The following is a 15,858-nucleotide window of genomic DNA, read 5'->3' as shown; positions in this document are numbered from 1 at the left end:
GATGGGTATGACTGCTACCAGAATGCGTTGGCAGAGAGGGTGAACGGCATTTTGAAAATGGAATATCTCTTGCGAAAGCCTAAAGATGTAGCTCAAGCAAGAAAAATGGTCGCTGAGTCAGTAGAAATCTATAATCAGATGAGGCCTCATACAGCGCTAAAATACAAAACGCCCGATGAAGTACACCGAGCGTTTTAACTAAAAAGTGTCAACCCATATCAGGACGGGTCAAACTTATTATTTGTGGTACGGCTTAGATAGCTCGTGCACCGCTTCCACAAAGACACCAGCATTTTCAGGCGGCACATCTAGGTGGATACCGTGACCTAGGTTGAACACATGACCAGTACCTGCATCACCAAAACCTTCAAGAATTGAAGAGACTTCTTCACGGATACGCTCAGGTGAGGCGTACAGCATTGATGGGTCCATGTTGCCTTGCAGCGCCACTTTGTCGCCAATGCGCGCTTTAGCGTCAGCAATATTGATGGTCCAGTCGAGACCGACCGCATCACAACCTGTTGCTGCGATCTGCTCAAGCCACATGCCGCCGTTCTTAGTGAATAGCGTCACAGGTACGCGGCGACCATCGTTTTCACGGATCAAACCATCAACGATCTTGTGCATGTACTGCAGTGAGAACAGGTTGTAGTCACGCGGGGTTAATACACCACCCCAAGTATCAAATACCATCACAGATTGCGCACCGGCTTTGATCTGTGCGTTTAAATACTCAATCACGCTGTCTGCTAGCTTATCAAGCAGCAGGTGCAGCGTTTGCGGTTCTGCGTACATCATCTTCTTGATCTTAGTGAAAGCTTTCGAGCTACCACCTTCGACCATGTAGGTCGCCAACGTCCATGGGCTACCAGAGAAACCAATCAGTGGCACTTCACCTTGTAGATCTTTACGGATCTGGCGTACTGCATTCATTACGTATTGCAACTCGCCTTCAGGATCAGGAATACCGATCTTCTCGACATCTGCTTTACAGGTGATTGGCTTATCAAATACCGGACCTTCACCAGTTTCAAAACGCAGACCAAGTCCCATTGCATCTGGGATGGTCAGAATATCAGAGAACAAAATAGCCGCATCGAGTGGGAAACGACGCAATGGCTGAAGAGTCACTTCCGAAGCTAGCTCTGCGTTGCGACACAGTGACATAAAATCACCCGCTTGGGCGCGCGTTGCTTTGTATTCAGGTAGGTAACGACCTGCTTGGCGCATCATCCATACTGGGGTGTAATCTACTGGCTCTTTTAGTAGCGCACGCAGATAACGATCATTTTTTAATTCTGTCATTATGCTTTTCCAATCTTGGGCCTTATTTTAACGCCCGTATTCTAACACTGTTTTGCTCGCAAAAGCCGAGTGCTTTGCAACCTAGATCAAGTTATTAACTTTTTATTCAGTGGTTAATTTGCACCCTACTCATAACAGTGTTAAAAATTCTCTCGCTAGCGAAAACTACAATAATTAACCGAGTACCTAGTACTCGGCATCTCATAACGACATCTTACTTACCCCCTCCCTCTCGGAGGGTTTTTTTTACCTAAATTTCAGCAAGATGCGTTTTTAATATCTTCAAGGGTTTGCTCAATCAAGGCGCGTGCAATGGTGCCTTGTGGCGCGACAGGTGGCATTTGATCGATTGAAAACCACTGTGCATCACTGAGCTCAGTGTAGTCAGGTTTGACGTTACCAGAATGATAATCGGCGAGAAATCCCATCATCATACTTGAAGGGAAAGCCCATGGTTGACTGCCAAAATAGCGAATGTTGGTCACCGCAATGCCTGTTTCTTCGAGCACCTCACGAGCAACACATTGCTCCAACGTTTCCCCCACTTCGAGAAAGCCAGCGATCACGGTATACATACCATTACGATGACGTGGGTGCTGAGCGAGTAAGATCTGATCGTGCTTACGCACTGCGACAATAATGCACGGAAAGATTCGCGGGTAATGAAGAGTGCGACACTCACCACACTGCATCGCCAACTGATTGTGATTGAGATGATTGCGCCCACCGCATTGCGGGCAAAAACGCATGCTCTGCGACATATGACCATATTGCACGGCTTTGCTGATCATCAAAAACAGCTCATCGCTGAAGCCTAAACATTCACGTAGTGATGTCAGTGGCAGTTCGCGCTCGACATCTTGATCGTTAAGCCACACGACGGGCAGAGCGTTATACTCACCAATGCAGACACTTTTCTCGCTATCAAAGCCAAACTGCTTAGCGGTGCCAAGGGGCAACTCTCCTGCAACTAGCCATATATCACTGCCAGAAACCACACACCAATAGGCTTTTTGTTCTAAGCAAACTTCACCCTTCTCGCTCATTACCGTCCCTCTTTACTTGCAGTTGATCCATTTTACTGGCAATCTAATTTCATACCAGAGTTTGTATCTATTGAATTTTTTGGCTACAAATTTGGTAAGGACAATAGGTTTTGAATCTATCATCGCTTTGCGTTGCAAAGCTTCATAATCACCGGAGTGTGATTAGATCATGAGGGCATGGTCATGCTAAAAAAATTCCAACAAACACAGGAACAGTGGGGTGGCTCAAGTGAGGTCATTGACCATTGGTTAGAGACTCGTCAGTCACTGATTGTCGAGTACTGTAAGCTTGCCGCACTTCAACCCGCTAGTCAGAAAACACCACTTTCTTCGCTGCCAACTCCTACCGAACTACAAAATTTTTGCCAACACTTGGTCGACTATATCTCTGAAGGTCACTTTAAGATCTACGATATGGTAATGGATCAATGGCGCTCAACCGGCTTTCAAGCCACCGATGAAATCAACTCCGCTTACGCGAAAATCGTCTTAACCACCGACCCACTGCTTAACTTTACCGATAAGTATGCCGATGTCAGTGACGACGATACGCTGGATGATTTTGATGCTGACCTATCGAATGTCGGTGAGATACTAGAAATCCGTTTTGGGGTAGAAGATCATCTGATCCAACTGATTGCCGATAGCCTTGCGGTGCCGCCAGGCGCGTAGGAATTGCCGCATCGGTATTGAAACGCCCAGCCGAGCTGGGCTATAGAAATAGGGACGCCCAACCTTGTTGGGCTACAAAACGCTGCGCTACGGAATATATCTCGCAAAGCGTCCGCCTTGCTTTATTCGATTGCTTTCAATTCTCCAATCTCGGATCTCACATCTAAATTTTTGGCGGCATCCCGTAGCCAAGCTACGCTTGGCGCTCCGTAAGCTCAACTCTGTTGAGCGTTCCATTACCCTCAAACGCAAAAAAGGCACCCGAAGGTGCCTTTTATTATTTCTTTATCAGCGACGAATTAGTCTTCTGATGAGAAGCCTGCGTTTAGAAGTGCCGCTAGGTTATCAGTAGCTTGTTCTGCTGATGGACCTTCTTGCTCTTCTGCGCGCTTAGCTTGACGCTCTTGGTGGTATGCGAAACCAGTACCCGCTGGGATTAGACGACCAACGATTACGTTTTCTTTCAGACCACGTAGCTCATCACGCTTACCAGAAACCGCAGCTTCTGTTAGTACGCGAGTTGTCTCCTGGAACGATGCCGCAGAGATGAACGACTCAGTCGCTAGAGATGCTTTAGTGATACCTAGAAGGTCACGTTCAAAACGTGCAGGCTCTTTGCCTTCAGCTTCTAGATTACGGTTAGCAATCTTAACTTGTGAGTATTCAACTTGCTCGCCAGGTAGGAACTCAGAGTCACCTGCGTGTGTAATAGTACACTTACGTAGCATTTGACGAACGATAGTCTCAATGTGCTTATCGTTAATCTTAACGCCTTGTAGTCGGTAAACTTCTTGTACTTCGTTAGCGATGTATTGAGTTACTGCGTGGATACCACGTAGACGTAGGATGTCATGCGGAGTCTCTGGACCATCTGCAATAACGTCACCACGTTCAACTTTCTCACCTTCGAACACGTTCAACTGACGGTGCTTAGGAATCATCTCTTCGTAAGCTTCACCGCTTTCGCGAGTGATCACTAGACGACGCTTACCTTTCGTTTCTTTACCGAAGCTCACAGTACCTGTGTGCTCAGCAAGGATCGCAGGCTCTTTCGGCTTACGAGCTTCGAATAGGTCAGCTACGCGTGGTAGACCACCCGTGATGTCCTTGTTACCGCCTGATTTCTGTGGAATACGTGCTAGCGTATCACCCACACCTACTTCTGCGCCGTCTTCAATGTTCACGATCGCTTTACCAGGCAGGAAGTAGTGAGCTGGCATATCAGTACCAGGGATCATTACATCGTTACCTTGCTCATCGACAAGTTTGATAGCTGGACGCATATCTTTACCTGCTGATGGACGAGCTGCAGCGTCAGTTACTTCACTTGAAGATAGACCAGTTAGGTCGTCAGTTTGACGAGAAACCGTCACACCATCAATCATATCTACGAACTGGATGCGACCAGCTACTTCAGTGATGATTGGCATTGTGTGCGCTTCCCAGTTCGCTACTGTTTCACCAGCTTGAACTGCGTCGTTGTCTGCTTTGCTTAGTGTCGAACCGTAAGGCAGTTTGTGCTTCTCTTTCGTACGACCGAATTCATCAATGATGGTTAGCTCAGAAGCACGAGATGTGATTACTAGCTTACCAGCTTTGTTAATTACGAATTTCGCATTGTGAAGCTTAACAGAACCGTTGTTCTTCGCTTGGATGCTGTTCTCTGCTGCTGCAGTAGATGCCGCACCACCGATGTGGAACGTACGCATCGTTAGCTGTGTACCTGGTTCACCGATAGATTGAGCAGCGATAACACCAACTGCTTCACCTTGGTTCACTAGGTGACCACGTGCTAGGTCACGACCGTAACACTGTGCACAACAACCGAAGTCAGAATCACAAGTAACTACAGAACGAGCTTTAATGCTGTCTACTGAGTTCTCTTCCATGATCTGACACCACTTCTCATCGATTAGAGTATTACGTGGGATCAGAACTTCTTCTGTACCTGGTTTAAGAATGTCTTCAGCAACTACACGACCTAGAGCAAGTTCAGTTAGAGCAACTTTAACATCACCACCCTCGATGTGAGGCATCATGTCAACACCCTCGTGAGTGCCACAGTCATGTTCAGTTACTACAACGTCTTGTGCTACGTCTACTAGACGACGAGTTAGGTAACCCGAGTTCGCTGTTTTCAGTGCCGTATCCGCAAGACCCTTACGAGCACCGTGCGTTGAGATAAAGTACTGAAGTACGTTTAGACCTTCTTTAAAGTTCGCAGTGATCGGCGTTTCGATGATCGAACCATCTGGACGAGCCATCAGACCACGCATACCAGCTAGCTGACGAATCTGAGCTGCAGAACCACGTGCGCCCGAGTCAGCCATCATGTAGATGCTGTTGAACGATTCTTGCTGTTCTTCTTCGCCGTCGCGGTTGATAACTGTCTCGTAAGACAAGTTTTCCATCATCGCTTTCGCTACGCGATCGTTGGTCGATGCCCAAATATCGATCACTTTGTTGTAGCGTTCGCCCGCAGTTACAAGACCAGATTGGTACTGTTCTTGAATTTCACGTACTTCTTCTTCCGCTGCTGCGATTTCAGTGTACTTAGCTGCTGGAACAACCATGTCGTTGATACCAACTGATACACCAGAAAGTGCCGCGTAAGCAAAACCTGTGTACATGATTTGGTCAGCGAAGATTACCGTGTCTTTCAGACCTAGCTTACGGTACGCTTCGTTAAGTAGGTTAGAGATTTGCTTCTTACCTAGTTTTTGGTTAACGATGCTGTACGGTAGACCTGCTGGCACGATTTGCCACAACATTGCACGACCGATAGTGGTATCCACCATCTTAGTTTCTGTTGTGCTGTTGCCGTCTTCGTCTTTAACAGTCTCAGTGATACGAACTTTAACACGAGCGTGTAGCTCAGCAGTCTTAGTACGGTATGCCTTTTCAGCCTCAGCAGGGCTTGCTAGGTACATACCTTCGCCTTTCACGTTGATCTTGTCACGAGTCATGTAGTACAGACCCAATACAACGTCCTGAGAAGGTACGATGATCGGATCACCTGACGCTGGCGACAGAATGTTGTTCGTCGACATCATCAGAGTACGAGCTTCAAGCTGTGCTTCTAGAGTTAGAGGCACGTGAACCGCCATTTGGTCACCATCGAAGTCCGCGTTGTATGCCGCACACACTAGTGGGTGTAGCTGGATCGCTTTACCTTCGATTAGTACTGGTTCGAACGCTTGGATACCTAGACGGTGAAGTGTCGGTGCACGGTTCAATAGTACTGGGTGTTCACGGATTACTTCGTCTAGGATATCCCAAACTACCGCTTCTTCACGCTCTACCATCTTCTTAGCAGCTTTGATTGTAGTCGCAAGACCACGAGTCTCTAGCTTGCTGTAGATAAATGGCTTGAACAGCTCAAGTGCCATCTTCTTAGGAAGACCACACTGGTGTAGACGTAGGTATGGACCAACTGTGATTACAGAACGGCCTGAGTAGTCTACACGTTTACCTAGAAGGTTCTGACGGAAACGACCTTGTTTACCCTTGATCATATCAGCAAGAGATTTCAGAGGACGCTTGTTCGAACCTGTGATCGCACGACCACGACGACCGTTGTCTAGTAGCGCATCAACAGACTCTTGCAGCATACGTTTTTCGTTACGTACGATGATGTCCGGAGCAGCAAGCTCTAGAAGACGCTTCAAACGGTTGTTACGGTTGATCACACGACGGTATAGGTCGTTCAGATCTGAAGTCGCAAAGCGACCGCCATCTAGTGGTACTAGTGGACGTAGATCTGGCGGAAGAACTGGAAGTACAGTAAGGATCATCCACTCAGGGTTGTTACCTGAAGAGATAAACGCTTCAACCAGTTTCAAACGCTTAGTAAGTTTCTTACGCTTAGTTTCAGAGTTAGTTGTATCTAGCTCTTCGCGCATCTGCTCAACTTCAGCGTGCAGATCCATAGAACCTAGTAGGTCCTTGATCGCTTCTGCACCCATCTTAGCAGTAAACTCATCGCCCCACTCTTCTAGACGATCCAGATACTCTTCTTCAGTCAGCATCTGAGATTTTTCTAGATCAGTCATACCTGGTTCAGTTACTACGTACATTTCGAAGTAAAGAACACGTTCGATATCACGTAGAGGGATATCCATTAGTAGACCGATACGAGACGGTAGTGATTTTAGGAACCAGATGTGAGCAACTGGTGATGCAAGCTCGATGTGGCCCATACGGTCACGACGAACTTTAGTTTGTGTAACTTCTACGCCACACTTCTCACAGATAACACCACGGTGCTTCAGGCGCTTGTATTTGCCACAAAGACATTCGTAGTCTTTAACTGGACCAAAGATACGCGCACAGAACAGACCATCGCGTTCAGGTTTGAACGTACGATAGTTGATCGTTTCAGGTTTTTTAACTTCACCGAAAGACCATGAACGGATCATGTCTGGTGAAGATAGACCGATTTTGATTGCATCAAATTCTTCGGTCTTATGCTGTGCTTTTAGAAAGTTTAATAAGTCTTTCACAATCAGCTCCTGTAAGGAGTTAAAAGGAGCCCACCGTTAAGTGAGCACCTTCTACCTAATAATCGCTTTTACTTCCCCAAGCCTTAGCTTGGGGAGATAAGAGATTACTCTTCGTCTTCTAGCTCGATGTTGATACCTAGCGAGCGAATCTCTTTCAACAGTACGTTGAACGATTCTGGCATGCCAGGTTCCATGCTGTGGTTACCGTCTACGATGTTTTTGTACATCTTAGTACGGCCGTTAACGTCATCCGACTTAACGGTTAGCATTTCTTGTAGCGTGTAAGCAGCACCGTATGCTTCTAGTGCCCATACTTCCATCTCACCGAAACGCTGACCACCGAACTGAGCTTTACCACCAAGTGGTTGCTGAGTTACTAGGCTGTACGAACCAGTTGAACGAGCGTGCATCTTGTCATCAACAAGGTGGTTCAGTTTCAGCATGTACATGTAACCTACAGTTACAGGACGCTCAAACGCATCACCTGTGCGACCATCAAACAGCGTTAGCTGACCAGACGTTGGAAGGTCTGCTAGCTCTAGTAGCGCTTTGATTGATGATTCTGGTGCACCATCGAATACAGGAGTCGCGATTGGTAGACCACCACGTAGGTTTTCAACCAGTGTACGCACTTCTGCATCAGATAGAGAAGCAATGTCTACTTTCTGGCGAGTTTCGCCTAGATCGTAAACTTTTTGCAGGAATTCGCGGAATTTCGCTAGTTCTTGCTGCTCTTTCACCATCTTGTTGATCTTGTCACCGATACCTTTCGCTGCCAGACCTAAGTGTACTTCTAGGATCTGACCGATGTTCATACGCGAAGGTACACCCAGTGGGTTTAGTACGATATCTACTGGCTGACCAGTTTCATCGTATGGCATGTCTTCAACAGGGTTGATCTTAGAGATTACACCCTTGTTACCGTGACGACCCGCCATCTTATCACCAGGCTGGATGCGACGTTTAACCGCTAGGTAAACCTTAACGATCTTCAGTACGCCAGGTGCTAGATCATCACCTTGTGTGATCTTACGACGCTTAGTTTCAAACTTCTTATCGAAGTCTGCACGTAGCTCGTCATACTGCTCTGCTAGTTGCTCAAGCTGAGTCTGTAGAGCATCATCTTCAAGCGTTAGCTCTAGCCACTTCTTACGATCAGTCGTGTCTAGTTTCGCTTCAGAGTAACCACCTTCGATCAATACAGCGCGAACACGGTTTAGAAGGCCACCCTCAAGAATCTGGAATTCTTCAGTTAGGTCTTTCTTCGCTTCTTTCAGCTGCATCTGTTCAATTTCAAGTGCACGTTTGTCTTTTTCAACACCGTCACGAGTAAATACTTGAACGTCGATGATAGTACCTGAAACTGAGTTTGGTACGCGTAGAGACGTGTCTTTAACGTCTGACGCTTTCTCACCGAAGATAGCACGTAGTAGCTTCTCTTCAGGAGTTAGCTGAGTTTCACCTTTAGGCGTTACTTTACCTACAAGGATGTCACCGCCTTTCACTTCCGCACCGATGTAAACGATACCTGACTCATCTAGTTTAGATAGAGCAGACTCACCTACGTTTGGAATGTCAGCTGTGATCTCTTCAGCACCAAGCTTAGTATCACGCGCCACACAAGATAGTTCTTGAATGTGGATAGTCGTGAAACGATCTTCTTGAACTACGCGCTCAGATACTAAGATCGAGTCTTCGAAGTTGTAACCGTTCCAAGGCATGAACGCGATACGCATGTTCTGACCAAGAGCTAGTTCACCTAGGTCTGTTGAAGGACCATCAGCTAGAACGTCGCCACGAGCCACTGGTTCACCTGGCATCACACATGGACGCTGGTTGATACAAGTGTTCTGGTTAGAACGAGTGTATTTAGTTAGGTTGTAGATATCGATACCTGCTTCGCCAGGGATCAATTCTTCTTCGTTCACTTTAACAACGATACGAGAAGCATCTACAGACTGGATTACACCACCACGTTTCGCTACTGCAGTTACACCTGAGTCAACAGCGATGTTACGTTCGATACCAGTACCTACTAGAGGTTTGTCAGCTTTCAGTGTTGGAACTGCCTGACGTTGCATGTTCGCACCCATTAGAGCGCGGTTCGCGTCATCGTGTTCTAGGAACGGGATTAGCGATGCTGCAATTGATACTACCTGGTTCGTCGCAACGTCCATGTACTGAGCGTGCTCACGAGGGTGAAGACCAGATTCACCTTTTTGACGAGCTGTGATCAGCTCTTCTGCAAATGTACCGTCTTCAGCCAGAACCGTGTTCGCCTGAGCGATAACGAATTGACCTTCTTCGATTGCAGATAGGTAATCTACTTCGTCTGTTACTACGCCATCTACAACGCGACGGTATGGAGTCTCTAGGAAACCGTACTCGTTACAACGCGCAAACGCAGATAGAGAGTTGATCAGACCGATGTTTGGACCTTCTGGCGTTTCGATCGGACATAGACGACCGTAGTGAGTTACGTGTACGTCACGTACTTCGAAGCCAGCGCGTTCACGAGTAAGACCGCCAGGACCCAATGCAGAGATACGACGTTTGTGCGTAACTTCTGAAAGCGGGTTGTTTTGGTCCATGAACTGTGAAAGCTGTGAAGAGCCAAAGAATTCTTTAACCGCTGCTGAAATAGGCTTAGCGTTGATTAGATCTTGAGGCATGATTGCATCAAGGTCACCAAGGCTTAGGCGCTCTTTCACTGCACGTTCAACACGTACAAGACCAACGCGGAATTGGTTTTCAGCCATTTCACCAACAGAACGGATACGACGGTTACCTAGGTGGTCGATATCATCGACTTCACCGATACCGTTACGGATCGCGATCAGTTTCTTCATCACTTCGATGATGTCTTGCTCATCTAGTGTGCCTTGCTCTTCTGCATCAGTACGCGCAATCGAGCTGTTGAACTTCATACGGCCAACAGTTGATAGATCGTAGCGCTCTTCTGAGAAGAATAGGCTTTCGAATAGAGCTTCTGCAGCTTCTTTCGTTGGTGGCTCGCCAGGGCGCATCATGCGGTAGATTTCTACCAGTGCAGAAATACGATCAACAGTGCTGTCGATACGTAGTGTTTCTGACATGAATGGGCCGTGGTCTAGATCGTTCGTAAATAGAACTTCTAGAGCTTTGTGACCAGCTTGAGATAGGTTAGCTAGTGCTTCCAAGCTGATTTCTTGGTTTGCACCAACGATGATCTCGCCAGTCGCTTCATTGATGTAATCTTTCGATGCAACTTTACCAACGATGTACTCTACTGGTACTTCGATGTGGTCAATGCCATCTTTTTCAAGCTGACGAATATGACGCGCAGTTACACGACGACCTTGCTCAATGTAAACTTTGCCGTTTGCTTCGATATCAAACGAAGCAGTCTCACCACGTAGACGATCAGGGATCAACTCCATCATTAGAGTTTGATCTTTCACTTGGAAGTTCACTTTCTCGAAGAATAGATCAAGGATCTCTTCGGTAGTCTTACCAAGTGCACGCAGGATGATAGACGCAGGCAGTTTACGACGACGGTCGATACGTACGTACAGGTTGTCCTTAGGATCGAACTCAAAGTCTAACCATGAGCCACGGTAAGGAATGATACGTGCGTTGTATAGAACTTTACCTGATGAGTGGGTCTTACCTTTATCGCTGTCGAAGAAAACGCCAGGGCTTCTGTGCAGCTGGGATACGATAACCCTCTCGGTACCATTAATTACGAAGGTACCATTGTCTGTCATAAGCGGAATTTCGCCCATGTAGACTTCTTGTTCTTTGATGTCTTTAACGGTGCCTGCTGGCGCGTCTTTATCAAAAATAACTAGGCGTAGTTTCACGCGTAGTGGCTTTGAGTACGTTACGCCACGGATTTGACATTCTTTAACATCAAATACTGGCTCACCAAGACGGTAGCTAACGTATTGCAGCTCAGAGTTGCCGTTGTAGCTCTGGATTGGGAATACAGAACGGAAAGCAGCCTCAAGACCGTATTGTCCCTCAGGATCCTGTTCGATAAATTTTTCGAACGAATCGAGCTGGATCGATAGCAGGTATGGAATGTCCAAAACTTGTGGACGAGTACCAAAGTCCTTACGGATGCGCTTTTTCTCGGTATAAGAGTAAACCATGGGGTTCCTCAGCTCGCTGATAAGTGACCCAAACTGTCCGCCTTTCACCTTGGGCGGTGGGGAGGGACAGTGACTAACAACTGTTTACTGTAGTGACATAACATTCTGGAGTGAATGCGATGTTTTTTGCTCAGATAGAGGTGCTTAAACAGCGGGAAAATTCACCTGTACCCTACAGCGCAAAAAGGCCGGTGGTCATTAAACCACCAGCCAATAGCCTTTCGGCTAGGAAATTAAGTAATAATTACTTAACTTCAACAGTAGCACCAGCTTCTTCTAGCTGAGCTTTAAGTGCGTCAGCTTCAGCTTTGTCAACACCTTCTTTAAGTGCTGCTGGAGCGCCGTCTACTAGAGCTTTAGCTTCTTTAAGACCTAGGCCAGTTGCGCCACGTACTGCTTTGATAACAGCAACTTTGTTAGCGCCTGCAGAAGCAAGGATAACGTCGAATTCAGTTTGCTCAGCAGCAGCTTCAGTAGCAGCACCACCAGCAACTACAGCAGCAGCTGCAGTAACACCGAATTTCTCTTCCATAGCTTCGATTAGTTCAACAACTTGCATCACAGACATTTCTGCGATTGCGTCTAGGATTTGCTCGTTAGTAATAGACATAACAATTCTCTTTTAAGTCAACAATAAGTTTATTAAGCAACCAGTAAAAAGCAAGGCTTATGCCGCTGCTTCTTCTTTTTGGTCGCGGATAGCAGCGATAGTACGTGCCAGCTTGCCAGCAGAAGCTTCTTTCATGCACATCATTAGGCGTGCAATCGCTTCGTCGTAAGTTGGTAGTGTCGCTAGTACTTCAGCGTCAGTTAGAGCGCCTTCAAATGCAGCAGCTTTGATCTCGAAATCTTTGTTCTCTTTAGCGAAGTCTTTGAAAAGACGCGCTGCAGCACCTGGGTGCTCGTTAGAGAATGCGATTAGTGTAGGACCAGTGAAAGTGTCAGTTAGACACTCGTACTGTGTACCTTCAACTGCACGACGTGCTAGAGTGTTACGAACAACTCGTAGGTAAACGCCCGATTCACGAGCTTGTTTACGTAGAGTAGTCATTGCACCAACAGCAACGCCACGAGAATCAGCTACAACTGCAGAAAGTGCACCACTGGCAGCTTCGTTGACTTCAGCAACAATTGCTTTTTTGTCTAGAAGGTTTAAAGCCATCTTGGATTTACTCCTGGTTGTTATTACACCACTCACTATTATCACAACAGTGAGAGCTATTTAGGTGCTTCCCAGAAGAAAGGTAACTATTTGCATAGAGCTTTCTGTCAGTTCGGGCACCATCTACGTAGGATGATTAAGTCTTTATTTATAAAATAAACTCAGACACCTACGGTCTTGGACGGAGACTGGGTCATAATTCAAACTAAACTCACAAGAAGTTTAACGAACCAATGTTCAGCCCCAACCACAAATATTAGGCGCGAAATTATACACAAATTTCGCGCCTAATCAAATAAATTAAGCTTGAGTGTTCAGAGTAGCCTGATCAACTGCAACGCCAGCACCCATTGTAGTAGAGATGCTTACTTTCTTCAGGAAAGTACCTTTCGCTGAAGATGGCTTAGCTTTCTTAAGAGCAACTAGAAGTGCTTCTAGGTTCTCTTTCAATTGTTCTGCGTCGAAAGACACTTTACCAATTGTTGTGTGAACGATACCGTTCTTGTCGTTACGGTAACGAACCTGACCAGCTTTAGCGTTCTTAACAGCTTCAGCAACGTTAGGAGTTACAGTACCAACTTTAGGGTTTGGCATAAGACCGCGAGGACCTAGGATAGTACCTAGTTGACCAACAACGCGCATTGCATCTGGAGAAGCAACAACTACGTCGAAGTTCATTTCGCCCTTCTTAACTAGCTCAGCTAGATCTTCCATACCCACTAGGTCAGCGCCAGCTTCTTTAGCAGCTTCAGCGTTTGCACCTTGAGTGAATACAGCAACGCGGATATCACGACCAGTACCGTGTGGTAGTACAGTTGCACCACGTACGTTTTGGTCAGATTTACGAGCGTCGATACCTAGGTTAACAGCAACGTCAACAGACTCAACGAATTTAGCAGTTGCTAGTTCTTTAAGAAGAGCTACAGCTTCGTTGATTTCGTATTCTTTAGTTACGTCAACTTTTTCGCGAATTACGCGCATGCGCTTAGTAAGTTTTGCCATGATCTTAACCCTCTACCACTAGGCCCATTGAACGAGCAGTACCCGCAATAGAACGCTTCATCGCTTCAATGTCAGCACCAGTCATGTCAGCAGCTTTAGTTTCTGCGATTTCTTGGATTTGAGCTTCAGTTACAGTACCCACTTTGTCAGTGTTTGGACGGCCTGAACCAGACTTAAGACCAGCAGCTTTCAGAAGAAGAGTCGCAGCAGGTGGAGTCTTAGTGATGAATGTGAAAGAACGGTCGTTGTAAACAGTGATTACAACTGGTGTTGGTAGACCTTTCTCTAGAGATTCTGTTTTTGCGTTGAACGCTTTACAGAATTCCATGATGTTAACACCGTGTTGACCTAGTGCAGGACCAACTGGTGGACTTGGGTTCGCCATACCAGCTGCAACTTGTAGCTTGATGTAAGCTTCAACTTTCTTAGCCATGATAATTCCTAAATTTGGGTTCTAGCGCTAATCCACTGATCAGCTCCCCGTTTATAACAAAACTTTTTACTTCAGGGAGAAGTAAAAAGGCGCGAAATTATAGTCATAATCCGCGCCTTAAACAAGCCTTTGTAAGGTGTTTTTTTAATCAAGTTTTTCCACTTGACCAAATTCAAGCTCAACTGGTGTTGCACGACCGAAGATCGATACAGACACTTTCATGCGGCTCTTCTCGTAATCCACTTCTTCAACAGTACCGTTGAAGTCAGCGAATGGACCGTCAGTAACGCGAACCACTTCACCCGCTTCGTACATAGTACGTGGACGAGGCGCTTCACTCGCTTTCTCAAGACGGTTAAGAATCGCGTCAGCTTCCTTATCAGTGATAGGAGCTGGACGATCAGAGGTACCACCAATGAAGCCCATGACACGCGGAACACTGCGCACTAGGTGCCATGATTCATCGTTCATGATCATCTGAACTAGGACGTAACCTGGGAAGAACTTACGCTCTGACTTACGACGTTGCCCAGCGCGGATCTCCACTACCTCTTCAGTAGGGACAAGTACTTCACCGAATAGCTCTTCCATAGCATGCATTTTGATATGCTCACGTAGAGATTGAGCTACACGACCTTCAAATCCAGAAAAGGCTTGAACTACATACCAGCGTTTTTTAGGAGCTTCACTCATGTAAATAAACCCTCTATACCCCAGTTACTAGAGCTACCAAACGAACCATAATGCCGTCGATACCCCATAGTGCTAGAGCCATTACAATACTTACAGCTAAAACGATCAGCGTCGTTTGCAGAGTTTCTTGACGCGTTGGCCAAACAACTTTGCGCACTTCCATGCGAGATTCTTTCGCAAATGCGATCGCAGCTTTACCCTTAGTTGTTGTAGCAGCAACACCAAGTGCAGCAGCAATTAGTACAACAACACCTGCAGCGCGAACCACTACAGACATATCACCATACAGGTAATTACCCACAACAGCGGCAGTTAGCAGAACAAAAGTGATAATCCACTTAAAGATATCTGCGCCATTTGAGCTTTCAGGAGTTTCAGCATTATTTGCTTTCATAAAACCAACCTGTCACAAGTCTTAATATAGACGACAACAACCCCGCTGTTGCAGGGCAAATCCATGAAACGGCAATTTAAAATAAATTGACGTACTCTTTTCTTTGACCGAAACATAAGCCCCTGTCAAAAAAATCCTGCTTAACATCTGCTTGGACAAGAAATCAGCAAACATTATGTTTAGCGCAGAAAAAGGGCATCAAATGATGCCCTTTTTGCTACTGGTTCGTCAAATCTTATTCAAAAGATTTTCCGAAGACTTCCGCAATTCTATGAATTAAGCGAAGATCTTAGCAACAACACCAGCACCTACTGTACGGCCGCCTTCACGGATCGCGAAACGAAGACCTTCGTCCATTGCGATTGGTGCGATTAGCTCAACAGTCATTTGGATGTTGTCGCCTGGCATTACCATTTCTACGCCTTCTGGTAGAGAGATATCACCAGTTACGTCAGTTGTACGGAAGTAGAACTGTGGACGGTAGCCTTTGAAGAATGGAGTGTGACGACCACCTCT

General features: G+C 46.3%; 13 protein-coding genes. 2 read left to right on the top strand and 11 right to left on the bottom strand.

The annotated features are described in order from the left end of the window. On the top strand, positions 1-198 hold a 198-nt coding region (locus tag DPF93_RS20585), incomplete at its 5' end, for an integrase core domain-containing protein (RefSeq protein ID WP_164675408.1). A gap of 39 nt (positions 199-237) precedes the next feature. On the opposite strand, the gene hemE is transcribed toward DPF93_RS20585, so the two are convergent. Beyond that, on the bottom strand, positions 238-1,305 hold the full coding sequence (hemE, locus tag DPF93_RS20580; protein WP_114767886.1) for a uroporphyrinogen decarboxylase: 1,068 nt from the start codon (positions 1,303-1,305) through the stop codon (positions 238-240). Between the two features lie 257 nt (positions 1,306-1,562). Next, a complete protein-coding gene (nudC, locus tag DPF93_RS20575; RefSeq protein WP_114767885.1) occupies positions 1,563-2,351 on the bottom strand; it encodes an NAD(+) diphosphatase in 789 nt (262 codons plus the stop codon). A gap of 177 nt (positions 2,352-2,528) precedes the next feature. Between nudC and rsd the strand changes: the two genes are divergently transcribed. Further along, positions 2,529-3,023, top strand: a complete 495-nt coding sequence (gene rsd, locus DPF93_RS20570) for a sigma D regulator (protein ID WP_114767884.1) — start codon at positions 2,529-2,531, stop codon at positions 3,021-3,023. Positions 3,024-3,322: 299 nt separating this feature from the next. Here the strand turns inward: rsd and rpoC are convergent, their stop codons facing one another. The 9 genes from rpoC to DPF93_RS20525 form a co-directional block, all read right to left on the bottom strand. Further along, positions 3,323-7,525, bottom strand: a complete 4,203-nt coding sequence (rpoC, locus tag DPF93_RS20565) for a DNA-directed RNA polymerase subunit beta' (protein WP_114767883.1) — start codon at positions 7,523-7,525, stop codon at positions 3,323-3,325. Positions 7,526-7,629: 104 nt separating this feature from the next. After that, positions 7,630-11,658 carry a DNA-directed RNA polymerase subunit beta gene (rpoB, locus tag DPF93_RS20560; RefSeq protein ID WP_114767882.1) on the bottom strand — a complete coding sequence of 1,343 codons (4,029 nt, stop codon included), beginning with the start codon at positions 11,656-11,658 and terminating at the stop codon, positions 7,630-7,632. Positions 11,659-11,902: 244 nt separating this feature from the next. Further along, positions 11,903-12,268, bottom strand: a complete 366-nt coding sequence (rplL, locus tag DPF93_RS20555; protein ID WP_114767881.1) for a 50S ribosomal protein L7/L12 — start codon at positions 12,266-12,268, stop codon at positions 11,903-11,905. A gap of 57 nt (positions 12,269-12,325) precedes the next feature. Next, positions 12,326-12,820, bottom strand: a complete 495-nt coding sequence (gene rplJ, locus DPF93_RS20550; protein WP_114767880.1) for a 50S ribosomal protein L10 — start codon at positions 12,818-12,820, stop codon at positions 12,326-12,328. A 300-nt stretch (positions 12,821-13,120) separates the two neighbouring features. Next, a complete protein-coding gene (gene rplA, locus DPF93_RS20545) occupies positions 13,121-13,822 on the bottom strand; it encodes a 50S ribosomal protein L1 (RefSeq protein WP_075715914.1) in 702 nt (233 codons plus the stop codon). A 4-nt stretch (positions 13,823-13,826) separates the two neighbouring features. Continuing rightward, complete coding sequence (rplK, locus tag DPF93_RS20540) at positions 13,827-14,255, bottom strand: 50S ribosomal protein L11 (RefSeq protein ID WP_075709031.1); 429 nt, start codon at positions 14,253-14,255, stop codon at positions 13,827-13,829. A 144-nt stretch (positions 14,256-14,399) separates the two neighbouring features. Continuing rightward, complete coding sequence (gene nusG / locus DPF93_RS20535; protein ID WP_075651604.1) at positions 14,400-14,948, bottom strand: transcription termination/antitermination protein NusG; 549 nt, start codon at positions 14,946-14,948, stop codon at positions 14,400-14,402. A 13-nt stretch (positions 14,949-14,961) separates the two neighbouring features. Continuing rightward, positions 14,962-15,342 carry a preprotein translocase subunit SecE gene (gene secE / locus DPF93_RS20530; RefSeq protein WP_075651602.1) on the bottom strand — a complete coding sequence of 127 codons (381 nt, stop codon included), beginning with the start codon at positions 15,340-15,342 and terminating at the stop codon, positions 14,962-14,964. A 276-nt stretch (positions 15,343-15,618) separates the two neighbouring features. Next, positions 15,619-15,858: EF-Tu C-terminal domain-related protein (locus DPF93_RS20525; RefSeq protein WP_483050734.1), on the bottom strand; the 240-nt coding region annotated here is incomplete at its 5' end.

The organism is Vibrio rhodolitus (assembly GCF_003350325.1).
GTDB lineage: Bacteria > Pseudomonadota > Gammaproteobacteria > Enterobacterales > Vibrionaceae > Vibrio > Vibrio rhodolitus.
Note: the sequence above shows the minus strand (reverse complement) of the source record. Positions and strands in the feature narration are given on the sequence as shown.

Excerpts from the sequence above, each read along its gene's own strand:
- rplA (WP_075715914.1), bottom strand. The coding sequence starts at position 13,822 with ATGGCAAAACTTACTAAGCGCATGCGCGTAATTCGCGAAAAAGTTGAC.
- nusG (WP_075651604.1), bottom strand. The coding sequence starts at position 14,948 with ATGAGTGAAGCTCCTAAAAAACGCTGGTATGTAGTTCAAGCCTTTTCT.
- secE (WP_075651602.1), bottom strand. The coding sequence starts at position 15,342 with ATGAAAGCAAATAATGCTGAAACTCCTGAAAGCTCAAATGGCGCAGAT.
- rplK (WP_075709031.1), bottom strand. The coding sequence starts at position 14,255 with ATGGCTAAGAAAGTTGAAGCTTACATCAAGCTACAAGTTGCAGCTGGT.
- rpoB (WP_114767882.1), bottom strand. The coding sequence starts at position 11,658 with ATGGTTTACTCTTATACCGAGAAAAAGCGCATCCGTAAGGACTTTGGT.
- rplJ (WP_114767880.1), bottom strand. The coding sequence starts at position 12,820 with ATGGCTTTAAACCTTCTAGACAAAAAAGCAATTGTTGCTGAAGTCAAC.
- nudC (WP_114767885.1), bottom strand. The coding sequence starts at position 2,351 with ATGAGCGAGAAGGGTGAAGTTTGCTTAGAACAAAAAGCCTATTGGTGT.
- hemE (WP_114767886.1), bottom strand. The coding sequence starts at position 1,305 with ATGACAGAATTAAAAAATGATCGTTATCTGCGTGCGCTACTAAAAGAG.
- rsd (WP_114767884.1), top strand. The coding sequence starts at position 2,529 with ATGGTCATGCTAAAAAAATTCCAACAAACACAGGAACAGTGGGGTGGC.
- rplL (WP_114767881.1), bottom strand. The coding sequence starts at position 12,268 with ATGTCTATTACTAACGAGCAAATCCTAGACGCAATCGCAGAAATGTCT.